The following is a 19,593-nucleotide window of genomic DNA, read 5'->3' as shown; positions in this document are numbered from 1 at the left end:
CCATCATGTCCGCCCATATCGTCTCTGGCTTCGACGAAGACCTCGAAGTCCTCCGCTCCTCCATCGCCGAGATGGGAGGCATCTCGGAAAAGATGCTGGCCGACGCCGTGACCGCCCTGGTGCGGCGCGACGAGGTCCTCGCGCAGCGCGTCATCAATGCCGACAACCGGCTGGACGCGCTGCAGCGCCAGGTCGAAGAGCAGGCGATCATGACGATCGCCCGCCGTCAGCCGCTCGCCGTCGACCTGCGCGACGTCGTCTCGGCCATCCGCATCTCGGGCGACCTCGAGCGGATCGGCGACCTGGCCAAGAACTGCGCCAAGCGCACGCTCGCCATCGCCGGCGGCTTCCAGCCCCCGCGCATCGTGACCGGCGTGCAGAGCATGGCCGATCTCGTCCTCGAACAGCTCAAGGACGTGCTCGACGCCTATGCCCAGCGCGACCTCGAACGGGCGCTCGACGTGTGGCGGCGCGACGACCAGATCGATGCGCTCTACACCTCGCTCTTCCGCGAGCTCCTGACCTATATGATGGAAGATCCGCGCAACATCTCGTTCTGCGCTCATCTTCTGTTCTACGGCAAGAACGTCGAGCGGATCGGCGACCACACGACCAACATCGCCGAGACGGTGCATTATCTCGTCACCGGTCAGACCCTGACGGCGGAGCGCCCGAAGGACGACGGCACGAGCCAGGCCCGGATCGAGGTCGACGCCGCCACCGGCAAGTAGGCGGATCTTATGGGGAGCCGAGAGCGGCTGCGGGAAGGTGGAATCCGGTTTCCCGATAGCGGCAGGCTCCCACAATCACTCAGAGCGCGCTGATGTTTCCGTGAAACGCCAGCGCGCTCCAGAGCATGCGGCGGAAGAATGGGATCCGGTTTTCCGCACAGCGTGCGATCGCAATTGAGCGCGAGCGTGCCGCCGTTTCGATGAAATGACGGCACGCTCCGGCGGCAAGGCAGCAACGGCACGACACATGGCGGCGCGCATCCTGATCGCGGAGGACGAAGAGCCTCTCACCGTCCTCCTGCGCTACAACCTCGAGGCGGAAGGCTATACCGTCGACGAAGCGGCCCGTGGCGACGACGCGGAGCTGAAGCTCCGCGAGACGCCCCCCGACCTGCTCCTCCTCGACTGGATGCTGCCGGGTCTCTCGGGCATCGAGCTGTGCCGCCGGCTGAGGCTGCGCCCGGAGACGCAGCGCCTGCCGATCATCATGCTGACGGCGCGGGGCGAGGAGGCGGATCGCGTGCGCGGCCTCGCGACCGGCGCCGACGACTACATCGTCAAGCCCTTCTCGGTTCCCGAGATGCTGGCCCGCGTGAGGGCGCTGCTGCGGCGGGTGAAGCCCTCCGAGATCGCCGAGCGGCTCGTCCTCGGCGATATCGAGCTGGATCGTGTCCAGCATCGCGTCCGGCGCGGCGGCCAGGATCTGCATCTCGGCCCGACGGAATTCCGGCTGCTCGAATTCCTCATGCGCCAGCCGGGCCGCGTCTTTTCCCGCGAGCAGCTGCTGGACGGCGTCTGGGGCCGGGACGTCTATCTCGACGAACGCACGGTCGACGTCCATGTCGGACGGCTGCGCAAGGCGGTCGGTGCGAATGGCGCGACCGACCCCATCCGGACGGTGCGCGGCAGCGGCTATTCGTTCGACGAGACGTTCCGGTAAGGCGGCGAGCCGGTTCGGAGCCGTCCGGCAGCGCAGGCCGGCTCGGCTTTGATCGTGAACGAGGGAGCGGGCCTCAGGCCCGCGCGACCCTCGCCAGCCCGATCCGGTCCATCGCGGCCTGCTCCCGGGCCGCCTCGGCGGCGCGGTCTGCCGAGCGCTCCCGGTCCTGCAGGATCTCGACCTTCTTCAGAGCCTCGAAGGCCTCGCCGAGTTCGGCCTGGGCCTCGGTGAGCTGACCTTTCAGTTCGTCGGCGGAATCACGGAGATTGTCCCGCCGCGTCCGGGCCGCCTTGGCGTAGGTGGGATAGGCGAAATGGGCGAGGTCCGAGATGCCGGCGCGTTGCTCCTCCGCCGCGATCTCCCGATCGAGTTCGACCGCCATGCGATCGAACTCGGCCATCATGGCTTCGATCTGGGCGACGCGGCGCCGCTTTTCATCGACGTTGAACCGCTTAAGGCGAATCAGCGTATCGCGCGACTTCATCGATCTCTACTCCGAACGCGTGCCGATCCGCCCGTTACGCGGCGGTGAGGATGGCCTCGAGGCGGCGATAACCATCCGCGATGGAGGTTTCCTCTTCCTTACGTTGCCCTAGAAAAGCCTCAAGCTGTGGCATGAAGGCCACGGCTTCGTCGACCTCCGCGGACGAGCCGGCCTTGTAGGCTCCGAGCCGGATCAGTTCCTCCATATCGGCATAGGTCGCGAGCATCCGCCTAGCGCGCTGGACGTGGTCGTAGAAGGCGGGGTCGCAGGAGCGGGGCATGGTCCGGGACACGGAGCGCAGCACGTTGATGGCCGGGTAGCGGCCGCGCTCGGCGATCTGCCGTTCCATCACGACATGGCCGTCGAGGATGCCGCGCACGGCGTCGGCCACCGGCTCGTTGTGGTCGTCGCCCTCGACGAGGACGGTGAACAGGCCCGTGATCGAGCCGTCGCCCGTTCCGGGTCCCGCACGTTCGAGGAGCCGCGGCAATTCGCCGAAGACGGTCGGCGTATAGCCCTTGGCGGTGGGCGGCTCGCCGCCCGCGAGCCCGACATCACGCTGGGCCATCGCGAAGCGCGTGACCGAATCCATCATGCACAGCACGGACAGGCCAGCATCGCGGAAGAATTCGGCGATCGACAGCGTGAGATAGGCAGCGTTGCGCCGCATGAGGGCGGGCTCGTCGGAGGTCGCGACCACCACGACCGCGCGCTGCAACCCCTCCGGTCCGAGATCGTCCTGCAGGAACTCCTGCACCTCGCGCCCCCGCTCGCCGATGAGGCCGATCACGGCGACGTCCGAGGCCGCATAGCGTGCCATCATCGACAGCAGGACGGACTTGCCGACGCCCGATCCCGCGAAGATGCCCATGCGCTGCCCCGTGCAGCAGGTGAGGAACGTGTTGATGGTCCGGATGCCGAGATCGAGCGGGGGGCCGACGCGCCGGCGCGAATGGGCGGGCGGCGGGTCGGCCTTGAAGGGATAGAGCGTCTCGCCCTCCGGGAGGGGGCCGAGGCCGTCGATCGGCCGCCCGAGGCCGTCGATGGTGCGCCCGAGCCAGGCCGGGCTCGGCCTCACGCCGGACGCCGCCTGCCGGGCCACGGCCTCGCAGCCCCGCCGGACGCCCTGGAGCGAGCCGAACGGCATCGCGAGGGCGCGATCGCCGGAAAAGCCGATGACCTCGCAGATCACGCTCTCGCCGTGGTCGACCAGGATGTCGACGCGCCCGCCGACCTGCATGGCGGCGACGGGTCCTGCAACCTCGACGAGCAGACCACGCACGGCGGCCACCCGGCCGAACACGCGAAGAGGCTCGACAGTGCCGAGCGCGGCCGTCGCGCGGGCGATCCGACCGCCTCCGGAACCGCTTATCGGCATTTCCGTAACCTCCTGTTTACCCGTCCCGTTAACATTGGTGTCCGACGCCTTACCGCCTTTCCGGGTGGTGGGCACCGCATGCCACCTCGGAACGGAGCGCCGAACGACCGTTTTTTTGACCCCTGGAAGACGCAGCGACCCGCGCATACCGATTAATCGGTCGTGCGCCCTTGCGAAGCAGATTCCGGGTTTGTTAACCAAACGGGGTTAGCGTTGCGAATCGAGAGGGTGTGGCGTTCGCCGAGGGGCTGCGGCGGACGGATGGGTTTGTTTGCCCGAACGCCTCGATGGCGAGTCTGGGGACTGGACATGCGTGTACTCCTCGTCGAAGACGACAGCGCGACCGCACGCAGCATCGAACTGATGCTCAAGTCCGAGAATTTCAATGTCTACACGACCGATCTGGGCGAGGAAGGCATCGATCTCGGAAAGCTGTACGACTACGACATCATCCTTCTCGACCTGAACCTGCCCGACATGACGGGCTACGACGTGCTGCGCACGCTGCGCGTCGCCAAGGTCAAGACGCCGATCCTGATCCTCTCGGGCATGGCCGGCATCGAGGACAAGGTGAAGGGGCTCGGCTACGGTGCCGACGATTATCTGACGAAGCCGTTCCACAAGGACGAGATGGTCGCCCGCATCCATGCGATCGTGCGGCGCTCGAAGGGGCATGCCCAATCGGTCATCACGACGGCGGACCTCATCGTCAATCTCGACACCAAGACCGTCGAGGTGTCCGGGTCGCGCGTGCATCTGACCGGCAAGGAATACCAGATGCTGGAGCTGCTTTCGCTCCGCAAGGGCACCACCCTGACCAAGGAGATGTTCCTCAACCATCTCTATGGCGGCATGGACGAGCCCGAGCTCAAGATCATCGACGTCTTCATCTGCAAGTTGCGCAAGAAGCTCGCCAATGCGAGCCAGGGCAAGAACTACATCGAAACCGTCTGGGGCCGCGGCTACGTGCTGCGCGAGCCGAGCGAGGTCGAGGAAAAGATCGCGGTCTGACGATCGCCCCTCCCTCCGAACCGTTTCGAAGGCCGGCCCGCGACGAGCGGAGCCGGCCTTCGCATGTCGGCCTCCGCCGATCCTGAACGGCGATCGACCCGGCCGTTCAAGCACGATCCATCGGTGCCCTGCGACCCTCCTCGCATTGGAGGAGTGCCATCGATGCGCCCGCTGCTTCTTGCCTGTCTCGCGCTGCTCGCCGTGTCGTCCGTATCGTCCGCCGCCGATCTCGACGATCCTCGGGGCTGGTCCGGTCCGCCCGTCCGGGACGACGGCTACCGTCATGGCGGCGTCGCCGGCCCGCCTCCGGCCGAAGGGCTCGACGAGGATGACGACGAGGACGGTCCCGGCGCCCCGCCGCAGGGCTGGGCGGAATCCCAACGCCCCGAAGGCGGATGCTTTACCCGTCAGACGCCCTGGGGACCGGAGCGGCTCTGCAACCGCTGACGAAGCCGGTCAGACGCGCCGGATGAGCGCTTCCGCTGCGGCCGGCGCCCGGACCTTGTCGCCCGCGATGAAGAAGGCGAAGACGTCTCGCGCCGTCCGTGTCTCGGGAGAGGGAGCGACGGCGGTGAGATCGGCGGGCAGGCCGCCCGCCTCCCAGTCCCGCGCCCGTGCGGCCCAGGCGTCGAGTTCGGCGGCCGGATAGCCGGCCTCCTCCGCCTCGCGGCAGCGCTGAAGGCGGGCATAGACGAAATCGGCGCTCGGGTCGGGAATGGCCGGATGCTCGTCGCTGTCGGCGAAGACGATGGCGACCCCGTAGCGGCGCGCGAGCGCGACGAATTCCGGCGTGACGAAGCTCTCGTGACGCACCTCCAGCGCGTGGCGCAGGCGGATGCCGTCGCGCTCCGGCGGCAGCAGCTTCAGGAAGGCCTCGATATCGGCCGGGTCGAAGCGTTTCGTCGCGGCGAGCTGCCAGTTGATCGGGCCGAGCTTTCCGCCGAGCTCGGTGACGCCCGAGCCGAGGAAGGTCTCGACCGACGGGCCGGCCTCGGCCAGCACCTTGCGGTTGGTGACGAAGCGGTGCCCCTTCAGCGCGAAGACGAAATCGTCCGGCGTCTCCTCGGCCCATTTGCGGAAGCTCGCCGGCGATTGCGTCCGGTAGAACGTGCCGTTGATCTCGATCGCGGTGAGGCGGCGCGAGGCGTGTTCGAGTTCGCGCGCCTGGGTCAGCCCCTTGGGATAGAACGTGCCTCGCCAGGGGGCGTAGGTCCAGCCGCCAATCCCGACCCGGATGCTCATGATCCGACTTCCTGCCCGAGGCCTTCTGCCACCGTCCGGTTTCTCCTCGATCGTCGCGCATGATGCAACATCGCGGCGAGACCGGCGTCTGGCCGCGCCGGGGCGCCCTTTCGTCCCATCGGAGACATGTTCGGCGAGGGCGTCCGCCGAAATGCCGCTGGGTTCGTAAGGAGTTCCTTCAGGTCCATGCCCTAATGCCTTGAGCGTCGTCCCGGCAACGAAACGCCCTCATCCGTCGATATGGTCACCTACCTTCGCAGACTGGCGGGACGTTTTGCCCGCGACGTCGAGGGCTCCATGGCCATCATGGGATCGGCGATCCTGATCTTCCTGATCGGGATGACCGCGCTCGTGGCCGAATTCGGACACGGCCTCGTGACCCGCGTCGAGAACCAGCGCGTCGCCGATCTCGCCGCCTATGCCGGCGCTCTCGCCTACAACGCGTCGTCATCGACCCCGACCATGGAGGCGGCGATCGCTCAGGTCGCGGCTTTGAACGGCCTCGAGAGCACGGAGGTTCGCGGCTGGGTCGAAGCCTCGCCGCGCGGCAACGGCAACCAGGCCGTGACCGTCTCCGTGACCCGCACGAACCTCCTGCTCCTGGCCCCCGTGCTCGGGAGCAGCGCGAACCTCGTCGTCGGGGCCAGGGCCTGGGCCGAGATCGCGACCGAGACCGCGGCCGCCTGCATCGTCGCGCTCGATACCGCCGGGTCGGGCGTGACGCTGTCCGGCGGGACGGCGGTCTCGGCGCCCAAATGCTCGGTCAATTCGAATGCGGCCGTGACGGTGCCGTGCGGCACCTCGATCACGACCAAGACGGTCACCTACAATTCGTCCTCCGCGCCGAGCCAGCCCTGCAGCGGGATCAAGGCGCCGGCCGGCACGGCATCCGTATCGATCAAGAAGACCGTGACGACCGATCCGCTGGCCTCGAGCCCGGCCGTCGCGTCGGCGACGTCGCGGCTCGCCACGGTCGCGGCGCAGACGGGGCCGTCCGCGCCGAGCGTGACGGCTCCGAGCGGAGGCAGCGACATCGAGTTCGGCTGGGATCAGTCGACGACCCAGCAGAGGGCCGCGGCGGCCGGCTGCTCGGCGAGCTTCGCGAGCGGTTCCAACATCTGGACGCTCACCTGCCAGCCGGGCTCGACTGCGCGGTTCGGCAACGTCTCGCTCGGGGGCGGCATCAAGCTCGATTTCAATCCGGGCGGAGTGGCCTCGAACGTCTACGAGATCGGCGGCGCGCTGACCAATGCGAGCAGCGGCACCATCACCTTCGGCCCGGGGACGTACAAGATCGGCTCGCTGTCGCTGACGGGGACCAACACCTTCGGCGATGGCAGCGTCGTCGTCGCCGGCAACGCCGCCTTCAGCGGCACCGTGAGATTCGGCAACGGCACCTTCACCTTCGCCCGCGGCCTGACGACGGGCGGCGGGAGCACCGTGACCTTCGGCGCGGGGACGTTCCATTTCGGCGCCGGCACGTCGGCCTGCACCTGGAACAGCGGCACCGTCAGCATCTGCCATACGGGCACGACGCTGACCTTCGGCGGCCCGAGCACCTTCAAGCTCTCGGCCGGGATCGCCGTGAACGGAGGCGCCACTCTGACGATGGGAAGCGGCTCGACCAACAGCTACGATATCGGCGCGGGCAGCGCGGGCTACGCCTTCATCCTGGGCGGCGGCTCCTTCACCAAGCTCGCCGACGCGAACCTGTTCAAGGTGTCCGGAAACATCGACAGCGGCGGCGGCTCGTGTTTCGCCATGCCCGCCTCCGGCCAGCACGACATCAAGGGATTCGTCGCGACGGGCGGCGGCACGATCCTCGGCGCCGGCGTCTATACCGTGAGCGGCTATGTGGCCCTCGGCGGCAATGGCGGCGGCAGCGTCACCTGCTGGGGCAACAGCGTCGGCATGACCGGGGCCGGCGTCACGCTCGTGATCGGCGGCTCCTCGACGCCGTCGGGCGGAAACTGCTCGGGCCAGGCCTTCTGCGTCGCCGCGGGCTATTCGCGTGTCGCGCTGACGGCGCCGACGACGGGCGCGACGGCCAATCTCGCCGTGGTCGGGCCGACGGGCGGCTCGCGAGCGGGAGCATCGTTCACGCAGGGCGGATCGGGGACCAGCCTCTCGGGCGCGCTGTATTTTCCCAAGGGTCCGATCACGCTGAGCGGCGGCGCCAGCATCGGCGACGGCAGCGGACAATGCCTCCAGATCATCGGCTCCCTGATCTCGCTGTCGGGCGGCACGGCCGCCGCGTCCGAATGCCTCGGTTCAGGCTCCTCCGGAGGCGGTGCCGGAACACCGGTCCTGGTGCAATGAGCGTTCCGAGCCGGATCCCGCATCGCCTTCGCGGCGCCATCCGCAACGACCAGGCGGTCGCGGCGGTCGAGTTCGCGCTCATCGTCCCGCTCTTCTGCCTGCTGACGTTCGGCATCGTCGATTTCGGCGGGGTGCTCGCCACGCGTTTTCGCCTGGACGCAGCGGTGTCGTCGGCCGCCAATTTCTCCCTCGTCAACGCGCCGCAGGTGACCTCGTCGGACGGGGCGCGGCTCGCCGAGTCGCTCGCCAAGGTGGTCGAGAGCAGCAGCGGCCGCGAGACGACCTCGGGCACGATCACCGTCAATAACGGCCCTGTGGCGGCCTTCACCGGATCGGAGATCACCGCGTCCGGCACCGCATCCGCTGCCGACCGCTGCTATTGCCCCAGCGCCAGCGGCGGAGCGATCACCTGGGGCGCGACCAAGACCTGCGGCGCCGTCTGCGATGGCGGCGGCCTCGCGGGGAAATTCGTGTCGATCGAGGCGCGGCAGACCTACTCGCCCTTCTTCTCGAGCTACGGAATCGTCCGGAACGGGGAGATCACCACGCGCGCGGTGATCCAGACGCAATGAAGACGGGCTGCGTTGCGCGGTTCCGGGCTTCGCGCGACGGCGCGACGGCCGTCGAGTTCGCACTTCTGGCCGTGCCGCTTCTGCTCGTCGTCTTCGCCGCGGCGGAGTTCGGACGCGCCTTCTGGAGCCGGAACGCGCTGCACGAGATCGCCATCTCGGCGGCCCGCTGCATGGGCGTGAAGGAGACGGCCTGCGCTCCGGGAGGCAGCTACAGCGCGACGAAGACGGTCGAGCGCGTGCAGGCGCTCGCCGCCAGGCGGGGGCTGACGATCCCGGCGGCGGGGATCGCGCTCAACCCGAGCGCCACCTGCACCGGCATCGCGGGCTTTTCGCAGGTCACGCTGACCTACACGTTCCGGACCTCGGTTCCGCTGGTCTTCACGCCTTTGGCCCAGGGTGTTGCGCTGACGGGGACCGCCTGCTTCCCCAACCAGAGCTGATTGGGCGGAGGGCCGACCTCGCGTCCGCATCCGTGAGGGCGCGCCGACGTTGTCCGTGAAGCAGGCAGCGCGCTCTCAGTTCTTCTGGAAGCATGCTCCAAGGGATCGGGAGGCTGACCCGAGCGGGCCGGCCTCCCGCCATGTCCCGGCTATCCTTGCGCCAGAACAAGACGTCCGCTGACCTTGCCGGCGCGGAGGCGGCCGATGGCCTCGTTCACCTTCGCGACGGGGACGGTCTCGACCGGCATCGGTGCGACCTTCCCCGCCTTCACGAGATCGATCAGCTCGCGCAGCTCGACGAGATTGCCGACATAGGAGCTGCGGAGGTTGATCGCCCGCAGGACGAGCAGCGGCAGCGACAGCGACATGCTGCCGCCGTAGAGCCCGACGATGACGTAGGACCCGCCGCGCTTCAGCGCCGCGATGCCGAACTCGGCCGTCGGCCGGGCGCCGACGAAATCGACCGCGCCCCCGATGCCGCCGACCGCGGCCAGCTTCTCGAGCGCGCCCGCATCGCGCGGGTCGAGGACCAGGCTGGCACCGTGCTCCTCGGCGAGCTTGCGCTTGCCCTCGTCGATATCGGCGACCGCGATGTTCCGGAAGCCGAGCGCCTTGGCGATCACGAGACCGCTCATGCCGACGCCGCCGAGGCCGAGGATCAGCAGCCAGCCCTTCTCCTTGTCCATGTCGAGCTTCTTCAGCGCGCTATAGGCGGTGAGGCCGGAACAGGCATAGGTCGAGGCGAGGGTCGGATCGATGCCCGTGACGTCGACGAGATATTTGGGGTGCGGCACGAGGCATTTCTGCGCATAGCCGCCGGGACGGTGCACGCCGACCGAGCTGGGCTTGGCGCACATGTTCGTGCGGTCGCTGAGGCACATCTCGCATTCGCCGCAGCCGAGCCACGGATAGACGAGGAAGGTCTTGCCGATCTGATCGTCGCCGATCGGAGCCTCCGGACCCTTGGCCGAGAGCCGGCCGAGCGTCTCGTGGCCCATGATGACCGGGGGCTTGATGCCGCGATCGGCGAGACTCAGGATCTTGCCGTCGCCGAGGTCATAGGTGCCGTCCTGGAGGTGCAGGTCGGAATGGCAGAGCCCGCAGCGGGTGACGTCGACGACGACCTCCGTGCCCTTCGGAACGGGATCCGCGACGTCGATCTCCTCGACCGGCTCGCAGAACATCGTGACGGCATAGGCTTTCATGCGGCATCGCCTCCCAGGGGCTTGCGTGTCGGCCCTCTCACGGGAGGGGTTGCCGAAATCCTATGGCAGGGAATCGCGCGGGGGCAAGCGGGATATGGGCCGGCGGGTTGTCACCCCTCACGCCGTCGCGCGCTCGTCGTAGTGCCGCTGGGCGGCCAGGACCTCGTCGATATGGGACTCGGCCCAACCCCGCAGAGCATCGACCGTCGCGGCCAGCGTCAGCCCGAGGGGCGTGATGCTGTATTCCACCGTCACGGGAACGGTCGCGAAGGCCTTGCGGCTGACGAGCCCGTCGCGTTCGAGGCTCTTGAGGGTCTGCGACAGCATCTTCTGCGACACGCCCTCGATCTCGCGTCGCAGCTGGTTGAAGCGTCGCGGCTCTCCGGCCAGCAATCCGAGAACGAGGACGGCCCATTTGTCACCGATCCGGTCGAGCACGAGGCGCGTCGGGCACAGCCCGGCATAGACGTTCGGGCCCAAAGCCGGCTCGGGGTTTCCCGAAGGTGACCAAGTCGCCATCAAGTGCCTTCTTTACACTTATGTTTCGATCAAGAACTAAGTTCCTATCAGAAACCTGTTAGGACGACCATCATGAACGTCGCTCTCATCGGCGCCACGGGGCAGGCCGGGTCCCGCATCCTCGCCGAACTCGTCAGGCGCGGCCACCGGGTCACCGCGATCGTGCGTCAACCCGACCGCGTCCCCTCGCAGCCCGGCGTGACGGCCGAGCGCGGCGACGTCTACGATCAGGAGGGGCTCACGGCGCTACTGGCCGGACACGATGCCGTGATCAGCGCCGTGCACTTCACGGCGAGCGACCCGCGCAAGCTCGTCGAGGCGGTGCGCGCTTCGCGCGTGGCGCGGTATCTCGTCGTCGGAGGGGCCGGCAGCCTCGAGGTCGCGCCCGGCGTCAGGCTCGTCGATACCCCCGATTTTCCCGCCGTCTACAAGGCCGAGGCGACGGCCGGTGCCGCCTTCCTCGACCTCCTGCGCCAGGAGCAGGAGGTTGACTGGACGTTCCTTTCGCCCTCGGCGCTCTTCGTGCCCGGAGAGCGGACAGGCCGGTTCCGGCTCGGCACGGATCAGCTTCTCGCGACCGAGGCGGGCAGCAGCATTTCGTTCGAGGATTTCGCGATCGCGCTCGTCGACGAGCTGGAGAAGCCGGCGCATTCGCGCCGCCGCTTCACCGTCGGTTACTGACGCGCCGCGTCAATCCACCGGACGCATGAAGCCCAGCATGAAGGTGCGGGGATCGATCGGCTTGTTCTTCTCGATCCCCGCAAGCGTGACCGTCGTCGTGTAGCCGGAGGCATCGGTGACGCGCCAGCGCTTCAGCTCGGTGATGCCGGCATCGAAGGTCAGCGTGATGCGGGAGGTGCCGCCGAGCGTCGAGGAATCCTCGATGTTGACGCTGATCCCATCCGCTCCGGAGGAGACCGAGCGCAGGCGCGTATCCCGCGCGAGGTCGATCTGCGGCGCCAGCAGGAACTTCAGCGGTGTCTGCGAGATCGGATAGGGGTCGGAGGTGTTGAGCTTGCGGTCGCGGACCAGCACCGTCGAGCCGTCGGAGACGACCTCCAGCGTCGAAGGCTTGTTGTACTCGAAACGGAGCTTTCCGGGGCGCTGGACCCAGACCGTGCCCGTGATCCGCCGCCCCTCGCCACCGACCTGCGAGAAGGATGCGCTCATCGTCTGGAAGCTGTTCAGCGCCGCATTGGCACGAGCGACTGCGGTCTGGGTGTCGAGCGCCTTGGCCGAAGCGGGCTCGCGCGCGCCCTGCGCCAAGGCGCCTCCGCCGAGCACGAGGAAGGCTGCCGTCAGAACCACCGAAACCCGCAAGATCATCCCTGCCTCCGGACTCGCGGCGCAAGGCCGCCCGCGAGCGTCGTTCCGCTATGCCTGCGATTGTGGTCCGAACAAAGGCGTTTGAGGCCCGACCGGGCAGAACCTGTCGGTGATCGCGACGATCGGGCGGAGGGCGGCAGCCGACGAGATGTTGCGTCGGGGCAACGGACGGGCGGCAAACGGGGCGGCGCCGGATCAAGCGAGGTTAAACGACGCCAGCACGACGTGACGAAGTTTCAAGGTGTTAGCCTGACCGATTTCGAGCCGCTCCAAGTTGCACAGGCTTCTCTTGGAACGGCTATAAAGTATTGGCGTTGCCGATCTTTTTCGATGTCGATAGAGGCGGATCGGGTGAACAGGAAGCTCGCATACGGCTTCCCGTGTCTCATCCGTCACCCTGACGATTGCGCTCCATGGTCAAGAGGACTTCTTTCTCGCGGCTCTTCGCCGTCTTTGCGTCCGAGCGGTCTCGGATCGAAGCGACGGTTCGGATTCGCGCCGGAGAGGTTGCTGCGGCCGACGTCATGCAGGACGCCTGGATCAAGCTCGCCCAGCAGTCGGAGGCCGGGATCGAGCAGCCCTCGGCTTTCGTGCGGAGCGTCGCGCGGAACGCGGCGACGGACCATCGGCGCAAGGAGCGCCGCCGCGCGTCGCTCGATGCCGAGGTGCAGGAGCTTCTGTGGGAGACGGAAGATGCGGTCTCGCCGGAGCGCATCCTCATCGGGCGTCAGGCCGTGGCGCTGATGCGCCAGGCGATCGACGATCTGCCTCCGCAGACGAAGCGCATCTTCGAGATGAACCGGTTCGACGGATTGACGTTCCGCGAGATCGCCGCCGAGCTCGGCATCTCCGAGCCGGCCGTCTACTATCATATCCGACGCGCCCTGGAGCGTCTGGCGATGCTCCGCGAGCACCTGCCGGACTGACAAAAAACTTCCCCTCCCAGCTTAGGTAAGGCCGCGTCTCGCGCGTCTTTAGGGTAGAAGCGGTCCAAAGGGCCGACTTCGCCCATGAATACGATCTGCGAGACCATGGACGACCGCGTCGAACGAGGGGAGGGGATCCGCGACAAGGCCGGCATGGATGCGCGGGACTGGGTCGCTCGTATCTCGTCCGGCACCATGTCCGACGCCGAGCTCGACCGGTTCAAGGCCTGGCGGGCCGCATCGCCCGAGAACGACGCCGCCTTCCTGCGGGAGCGGGCGTTCTGGCAGGAGCTCGGCGCGCTCGATGCCCGCCCGCCGCTCGAACGCCGCCCGCCCCGACAGGCCCATTCCGGCCGCCGTGCGTTCCTGGTGGGGGGCAGCGCCGCGATCGCGGCCTCCGCCGTCGTGGTCGCGGCGCCCCGGCTGAGGCTTCTGTGGGACGCCGATCACCGCACCGCCGCGGGCGAGCAGCGGGAGGTGTCGCTGCCCGACGGGACACGGGTCGCGCTCAATACCGACAGTGCCCTCGCGGTCCGGTACGAGCCGGGCCTTCGCCTTGTGGCGCTGCTGCGCGGGGAGGCCCTGTTCGACGTCAAGGCGGATGGTGCCGGGCCGTTCCGGGTCGCCGCCCAGGACGGGATCACGAGCACGGATTGGGGCAGCTTCGCCGTTCGCGCGACGGATGACGAGGTCGCGGTCACCGTGACGGCGGGGCGGACCTCGGTCGTGTCTCCCGGCCCGTCCGATCCCGCAGCGGTGCCGCGGACGAAGGCGATCGAGATCGACCCGGCGCAGCAGACGCGCTACCGGCCGGGCGGCCTGCCATTGCCGGCCGTCGCCGTCGACCTCGGTCAGGAACTCGCCTGGCGAACCGGCCGGGTCATCTTCGACGGCCGGCCCTTCGCCGAGGCGCTGGCGGAACTCGGCCGCTATGTGCCCGAGCGTATCGTCCTCGCCGATCGGGACCGGGCCCGCGACCCGGTCAGCGCGGTGTTCTCGATCCGGGAGGCCGGTGCCGCCATCGCCGCGCTCGCCGAGACCCAGGGTCTCGCGACGCGGCGCATCCCCGGGATCATGATCGTCGTCGGCTAGCCCGATCGTTTCGAAAAAGTTTCACCATCGTCTTTAGGTGAACCCGCCCCTGGCGCGTCTCTGTTGCGAAGGGCCCCATCAGCGCGACGTCGCAGGCCCTTCCCGGCAGCCGGTCGTCCGGCTGCTCGCGGTTGAGCGCATGCGATGTTGGGGGCATTCGATGTCGGTTGAAGGCAGGAGGCAGCGCGGTGCGCTGCGGACGGTTCACGCAAGGCTCGGGACGGCGCTTCTGCTGACGACGGCCCTGAGTTCGGGGCTGTTCTTCCTCGTCGTCCCGGCCGCGCCGGCGGCGGCGCAATCGTCCCAGGCCGCCCGCAGCTTCGATATCGGGCCGCAGCCGCTCGCCTCGGCTCTTCGGCTCTTCGCCGATCAGTCAGGCATGCAGCTCGCCTATCGCACCGCGGAGCTTCGGGGAATCCAGTCGCCCGGCTTCCGCGGATCGGCGCCCAACGCGCAGGCGCTCGCGCGGCTGCTCGCAGGGACCGGCATCGACTACAGGGCCAGCGGCGCCAACACCGTGACGATCCAGCGGCCGGCGGCGGAGGGCGGTGCGGCCGGGGCGGCGCCGGCGGGCGCGATCGCGCTCGACACGATCAATGTCAGCGGCACCGGCGGATCGGGCCTGTTCGGAGGAGGGACGCCCGAGACGCCCTATTCGACGCCCGCGCCGACGGCCTTCATCTCGCAGGAGAGCATCGAGCGCTTCCGCGGCTCGAGCCCGGCCGACATCTTCCGCGGCACGCCCGGCGTCATGTCGGGCGAGGCGCGCAACGGCGCCGGCGGCATCGATCCGAACATCCGCGGCATGCAGGGCATGGGCCGCGTCGCAGTCACGATCGACGGCGCCGAGAACGGCCTGACGCTCCACCAGGGCTACCAGGGCATCTCGAACCGCACCTTCATCGATCCCGACCTGATCGGCGGGGTCGACATCACCAAGGGGGCGAGCACCTCGTCCCGTGCGATCGCCGGCACGGTGGCGGTCCGGACGATCAGCGCCAACGATGTCGTCAAGCCGGGCGACAGGTTCGGCATCCTCGTCAAGAGCGGCTTCGGCACCAATACCGATACCCCTCGCGAGGGTCTGCTCGGGGGGTACAAGTGGTCGAACCAGCATGGGCTGGTGAGCAATCCGAACCTGCGCCCCTATGCCATGCCGGACGGCATGAGCCAGCCGGGGCTCCTGAATCCGACGAGCGGCTCGGGGAGCGTGGTCGCGGCCTGGAAGGAGGATGCCTTCGACATCCTGGCCGGCTATGCCCACCGCAAGCAGGGCAACTATTTCGCCGGAAACAACGGACGCGGCGCGGTGCCGATCGACACCGGTCCGAGGCCGACCTGCAACGCCTGGACCGGCTGCCGGCCCTATTACACCAACTTCTTCATCAACGGGGGGCTCACGACCTACAGAAAGGGCGAAGAGGTCCGCAACACGCAGCTCGATACCGAATCCTATCTGCTCAAGGGCACGGTTCGTCTTGGGGACGGGCATGCTCTCCAACTCGGCTATAACGGTTTCCGGAGCGAAGCCGGCGACATGTTCGCCGCGCGCTACGGGAGCGACACGAGCCAGGGGATCGCGGCACGCCAAACGTCCCGGACCGAGGTCGACAGCTGGACCGCGCGCTATCGCTGGAAGCCGTCCGACAACGACCTGATCGACCTGAGGGCCAATCTCTGGGTCACGGACCTGCGGTTGCGCGGGCCGATCCGCTCGGGAAACCCGAGCATCTCGCCTGAAACCTTCTACCTGCCGCGCGAACACCGGATCGGCTTCGATTCGCGCATGTGGGGAGCGGATGCGTCGAATACGTCGCGCTGGGAATGGGGTCGGATCGGCTCGTTCCAGCTCGATTACGGCGCATCGTATCTGTGGGAATCGACCCACCCGACCCGGTTCACGGATGCACTGAACAATATCCCGTCGCGTCACGGGAAGAGAGAAGAAGCTTCGGTCTTCACCAAGCTGTCGTACAAGCCCGTCGATTGGCTGACCCTGCATACGGGGATCAAGTACACGAACTACCTGAGCCACGATCTCAATGTGAACGCGGCCCTCAATCGCCCCGACATGAACAACCCGAATCCGAAACGGAAGGGAGAAGGGTCGAGCCCCTCCGCCGGCATCCTGCTGGAGCCCTGGAAGGGCACTCAGTTCTACGCGAACTATTCAAGCACGCTGCGGATGCCGAGCCTGTTCGAGACGGTGTCCAGCTTCATCGGGATCGTGAACGACGACATCAAGCCGGAGCGCGCGCGCAACTGGGACATCGGGGTGAACGTCTCGCGCGACAACGTCTTCGCCGACGAAGACAAGGCGATGATCAAGTTTGGGTATTTCAGCTGGAATATCAAAGACTATGTGTCGAGACTAAATCTTACGCTGCAGCACCCTAGCGGCTACTCATATGCGGCTCTTCAAGCAGTAAATATACCAAAGGCCAAATTCGAAGGTCTTGAGGTGTCGGGTCGCTATGAATACAAGGGATTTACGGCCGATCTGGCGGCGAACTATTATACGAACATCGAGTTCTGCGAGAGCCTTTCGGGCTGCATGACGCGCACGATCTCGGCCGATTTCGCGACCAATCAGATTCCGCCGCAATATCAGGTCAGTTTCACCGCGTCCCAGAAGCTGCTGAACGACAGGCTGACGATCGGCGGCCGCGTCACGCATGCCGGACCGCGCAACGTCAAGCACGGCGATCCGATCTCGGGCCTCGCGACCCTGATCGCGCTGGTCAAGTGGAAGCCGTACTACACGGTCGACGCCTTCGCGGAATACAAGCTCAGCGAAAGCCTGACCGCTTGGGCGAATGTCGAGAACCTGACCGACACCTATTACGTGGATCCTCTCAGCCTGGTTCCGAACCCGGCGCCGGGACGGATCGTCCGCATCGGATTGACCGGCAAGTTCGGCGGCAGCGATCCGTTCGCCCCCATCTCCTTCGCCGACCTATTCCCGGGCAACAAGGGCAAGACCGATTGGACGGGGTTCTATGTCGGCGGACATAGCGGCTACAGCGAAGGCCGAAACACCGGCACGATGACGGCTGCGGACGGGTCGATGGCGGGATATCCGGCTCTCGAGCGGCCGAACAAGATCGGGCGCGGCTTCGTCTTCGGCGCGAATGCCGGCTACAATTACCATCTGAGCAACGGCATCGTCGCCGGTATCGAAGGCGACATCGTCAAGCCGCAGACCGGGCATTCGCAATTCGCCTATGCGGTCGAAGGCTCCAACCGCGGCGGCATCCAGGACCTCTATCTCACCCGTCAGCTCGAGGCGGTCAGGGCGAGCGACATCGAGTGGCTGTCGACCATCCGCGGCCGCCTCGGTTTCGCTCTGACGGACAATCTCATGATCTACGGCACCGGCGGCATCGCCTTCGCCGAGCAGGTGGAGCGCCGCACGCAGTTCGCCACGATGACGTACGGCACCAGCACGCTGGCGGTCGCCCAGTTCGTGACGGTTCCGAGCTTCACCGAGACGGATCGGGTCTCGCGGGTCGGCTTCGCGATCGGCGGCGGCGTGGAATACGCGATCGGCGACGGCTGGTCGGTGAAGGGCGAATACCTTCTGAACTCCTTCCAGACGTCGAAGACCTTCTCGTTCCCGGACGCACGCCTCGGCGTCGTGAGCCCTGCCGCGCGCGGTAGTTTCCCTGTGACGTACACCACGATCAACGGGCGCAAGATGACGAGCACGCTCGACGTTCCGCTGGTGAAGCTCGGCGTGAACTACCGCTTCTGAGCGTCGGGGCGTGGAGCTTCATCCGGCTGCGGCCATCCTGGGCCGCAGCCGGATGCCCGGCGCCCCGCGCGCCGCCAAGACCGGGACCGTCGCGATGTCTCTCAGGACGTGGTGGGGGCGCACGGCGCCGGCTGTCTTTCTCGGTGCCCTCGTCGTCGGCGCGCTCGCCGCGGCCGCGATCCTCGGCTTCGGGGCCTCGCTGCTGGCGAGGCATTCCATCGCCGCGATCCGCGGCGTCGGATCGCTCGAAGACGGCACGCAAATCTCCGGGCGGGGCGTGCGGCCTCCGGCCGGAACACATCGACCGCGTCGGGTCATGCGGCCCGGCGAACGACCGACGGCACGGCACCGTCCATTCGAAATCTGGCAGGAAACCTCATGAAACCTCTCTCGTTATCCCTCGTGATCGGCGCGTCCCTGACGCTGGGCGGCTGCCTGTCGACGGAGAACGTCAGGCCCATCGGCGATCAGGGGCGCCTCGAGGCCGTGGCGCAGACGCGCGGCCCCGAGCGCGACCGGCAGGCCATCCTGTCGATGGTCGGCGAGTACAAGGTCACTTTCGCCTTTGCCGAGCATGCTCCGTCGCGCGGCTATCAGCCGAAGCCGCCGTCGCGCAGCGAGGCCTATGAGGTCGTGCTTGTCGCCGAGGATACCGGCCGCCGCATCGTGCTGCAGCATCTCCTGGTGCACCGGACGCTGGGCTTCGTGCTCAAGCACTGGCGCCAGGACTGGCACTACGAGGCGCCGCGGCGCCTGGAATTCGTCGCCGACCAGACGTGGCGTGTGCGTTCGATCCCCGCGGCCACGACCCGCGGCGGCTGGACGCAATGCGTCTACGAGGTCAGCGACGCGCCGCGCTATTGCGGCACGGGGCGATGGACCTATGCGGGCGGTACGGCGGTCTGGAAGTCCGATCTCGGCTGGCGTCCGCTGCCGCGGCGCGAATACACGAAGCGCAGCGACTACAATGCCCTCCGGGTCGTCAATATCCACCGGATCACGGATCAGGGCTGGGAGCACGAACAGCACAACGCCAAGATCAGGAGAGAGGGCGGCCGGACGGCGTCGGTTCTCGTGCGCGAGAAGGGCATGAACACCTATCAGCGCATCAAGGGATACGATTTCGGCGGCGGGTACCACTACTGGAAGGCGACGGAATCCTATTGGCGTCGCATTCGCGCCGAATGGGCCCGGAACATCGAGCAGAACCAGGGGATCCACCTGCGATACCCGGTCGAAGGCATGACGATGATCTGGGCGATGTACTGGCAGTCTGAAGCGGCCCGGTTCGGATTGCCCGTGAGCGATGCATCGATCCGCGAGCTGTTCCGCCCCTGGGTCGGGGCGCCGGGAGAAGGCGCGGGACCGACGCGGTGACGGTCGGCGCGCCGCGGCTCTGAGACGGGCGCGACACGGATGCGGCTTCCCCTTTGTTGGGGAATGGCACCGCGAGCCAGCCAGGGCCGGAGACGGCCGTTAGCCAGCCAGCGGGCGCTCTTTCTGGGACGACGAGAAGAGACAGGGATGCGCAGAGTAATCGAGACTGTCCGCCCGCATGAGGCCGGCCGGGCCGGGCGGGGTGGCTGCGGCGCTCTTCTGCGGGCCGTGAGGCTCGCGGCGATGGTGCTGCTCATCGCGGCGCCGGCCGGGGCGC

At 67.6% G+C, this 19,593-nt stretch carries 18 protein-coding genes; 12 read left to right on the top strand and 6 right to left on the bottom strand.

The window, feature by feature from the left end; all coding sequences use genetic code 11:
• Positions 1–5: 5 nt before the first annotated feature.
• Positions 6–731: a phosphate signaling complex protein PhoU gene (gene phoU, locus EV668_RS24235; RefSeq protein WP_133775116.1), complete on the top strand. Its 726-nt coding sequence runs from the start codon at positions 6–8 to the stop codon at positions 729–731.
• 247 nt (positions 732–978) lie between these two features.
• A complete protein-coding gene (gene phoB, locus EV668_RS24230) occupies positions 979–1,671 on the top strand; it encodes a phosphate regulon transcriptional regulator PhoB (RefSeq protein ID WP_133775194.1) in 693 nt (230 codons plus the stop codon).
• A gap of 73 nt (positions 1,672–1,744) precedes the next feature.
• Here the strand turns inward: phoB and fliJ are convergent, their stop codons facing one another.
• Positions 1,745–2,155 (bottom strand): flagellar export protein FliJ, encoded by a 411-nt coding sequence (gene fliJ / locus EV668_RS24225; protein WP_133775114.1) that lies wholly within the window; start codon positions 2,153–2,155, stop codon positions 1,745–1,747.
• Positions 2,156–2,189: 34 nt separating this feature from the next.
• A complete protein-coding gene (fliI, locus tag EV668_RS24220; RefSeq protein WP_133775112.1) occupies positions 2,190–3,533 on the bottom strand; it encodes a flagellar protein export ATPase FliI in 1,344 nt (447 codons plus the stop codon).
• 309 nt (positions 3,534–3,842) lie between these two features.
• Between fliI and ctrA the strand changes: the two genes are divergently transcribed.
• Complete coding sequence (ctrA, locus tag EV668_RS24215; RefSeq protein ID WP_133775110.1) at positions 3,843–4,544, top strand: response regulator transcription factor CtrA; 702 nt, start codon at positions 3,843–3,845, stop codon at positions 4,542–4,544.
• Between the two features lie 162 nt (positions 4,545–4,706).
• Positions 4,707–4,991 (top strand): hypothetical protein, encoded by a 285-nt coding sequence (locus EV668_RS24210; RefSeq protein WP_133775108.1) that lies wholly within the window; start codon positions 4,707–4,709, stop codon positions 4,989–4,991.
• 9 nt (positions 4,992–5,000) lie between these two features.
• Here EV668_RS24210 and EV668_RS24205 read toward each other — a convergent pair whose 3' ends face one another.
• Positions 5,001–5,786, bottom strand: a complete 786-nt coding sequence (locus EV668_RS24205) for a DUF72 domain-containing protein (protein WP_133775106.1) — start codon at positions 5,784–5,786, stop codon at positions 5,001–5,003.
• 297 nt (positions 5,787–6,083) lie between these two features.
• On the opposite strand from EV668_RS24205, the gene EV668_RS24200 reads away from it, so the two are divergent.
• Genes EV668_RS24200 through EV668_RS24190 form a run of 3 tightly spaced genes read left to right on the top strand, consistent with a single transcriptional unit; the run spans position 6,084 to position 9,117 of the window.
• The gene (locus EV668_RS24200) at positions 6,084–8,105 is read left to right on the top strand and encodes a pilus assembly protein TadG-related protein (protein WP_245513437.1); all 2,022 of its coding nucleotides are present in this window, start codon (positions 6,084–6,086) and stop codon (positions 8,103–8,105) included.
• Positions 8,102–8,677, top strand: a complete 576-nt coding sequence (locus EV668_RS24195; protein ID WP_133775104.1) for a TadE/TadG family type IV pilus assembly protein — start codon at positions 8,102–8,104, stop codon at positions 8,675–8,677. The genes EV668_RS24200 and EV668_RS24195 overlap by 4 nt, the downstream gene beginning before the upstream one ends.
• The gene (locus EV668_RS24190) at positions 8,674–9,117 is read left to right on the top strand and encodes a TadE/TadG family type IV pilus assembly protein (protein WP_133775102.1); all 444 of its coding nucleotides are present in this window, start codon (positions 8,674–8,676) and stop codon (positions 9,115–9,117) included. Before EV668_RS24195 ends, EV668_RS24190 begins: the two co-directional genes overlap by 4 nt.
• Positions 9,118–9,266: 149 nt before the next feature.
• Here EV668_RS24190 and EV668_RS24185 read toward each other — a convergent pair whose 3' ends face one another.
• Together EV668_RS24185 and EV668_RS24180 are read right to left on the bottom strand one after the other, a co-directional pair.
• Positions 9,267–10,322, bottom strand: a complete 1,056-nt coding sequence (locus tag EV668_RS24185) for an alcohol dehydrogenase (RefSeq protein ID WP_133775100.1) — start codon at positions 10,320–10,322, stop codon at positions 9,267–9,269.
• Positions 10,323–10,439: 117 nt separating this feature from the next.
• Entirely contained in the window at positions 10,440–10,841 is a 402-nt protein-coding gene (locus tag EV668_RS24180; protein WP_166652626.1) for a winged helix-turn-helix transcriptional regulator, read from the bottom strand.
• Positions 10,842–10,913: 72 nt separating this feature from the next.
• Here EV668_RS24180 and EV668_RS24175 point away from each other — a divergent pair, with 72 nt between their 5' ends.
• Positions 10,914–11,522, top strand: coding sequence for an NAD(P)-dependent oxidoreductase (locus EV668_RS24175; protein ID WP_133775098.1), 609 nt, complete (start codon positions 10,914–10,916; stop codon positions 11,520–11,522).
• Between the two features lie 9 nt (positions 11,523–11,531).
• Here EV668_RS24175 and EV668_RS24170 read toward each other — a convergent pair whose 3' ends face one another.
• The gene (locus EV668_RS24170; RefSeq protein ID WP_133775096.1) at positions 11,532–12,167 is read right to left on the bottom strand and encodes a LolA family protein; all 636 of its coding nucleotides are present in this window, start codon (positions 12,165–12,167) and stop codon (positions 11,532–11,534) included.
• A 413-nt stretch (positions 12,168–12,580) separates the two neighbouring features.
• Here EV668_RS24170 and EV668_RS24165 point away from each other — a divergent pair, with 413 nt between their 5' ends.
• The 4 genes from EV668_RS24165 (at position 12,581) to EV668_RS24150 (ending at position 19,316) form a co-directional block, all read left to right on the top strand.
• Entirely contained in the window at positions 12,581–13,093 is a 513-nt protein-coding gene (locus EV668_RS24165) for an RNA polymerase sigma factor (RefSeq protein ID WP_133775094.1), read from the top strand.
• Positions 13,094–13,177: 84 nt separating this feature from the next.
• Positions 13,178–14,185, top strand: a complete 1,008-nt coding sequence (locus tag EV668_RS24160; RefSeq protein ID WP_245513436.1) for a FecR family protein — start codon at positions 13,178–13,180, stop codon at positions 14,183–14,185.
• A 160-nt stretch (positions 14,186–14,345) separates the two neighbouring features.
• The gene (locus EV668_RS24155) at positions 14,346–17,939 is read left to right on the top strand and encodes a TonB-dependent receptor domain-containing protein (protein ID WP_166652624.1); all 3,594 of its coding nucleotides are present in this window, start codon (positions 14,346–14,348) and stop codon (positions 17,937–17,939) included.
• A gap of 378 nt (positions 17,940–18,317) precedes the next feature.
• A complete protein-coding gene (locus EV668_RS24150; protein WP_208111623.1) occupies positions 18,318–19,316 on the top strand; it encodes a DUF6607 family protein in 999 nt (332 codons plus the stop codon).
• Positions 19,317–19,593: the final 277 nt, after the last annotated feature.

Origin of the sequence: Enterovirga rhinocerotis (genome assembly GCF_004363955.1) — a bacterium.
Classification (GTDB): Bacteria; Pseudomonadota; Alphaproteobacteria; order Rhizobiales; family Beijerinckiaceae; genus Enterovirga; species Enterovirga rhinocerotis.
The sequence above is the reverse complement of the archived record's forward strand: the minus strand, read 5'-3'. Positions and strand labels throughout refer to the sequence as shown.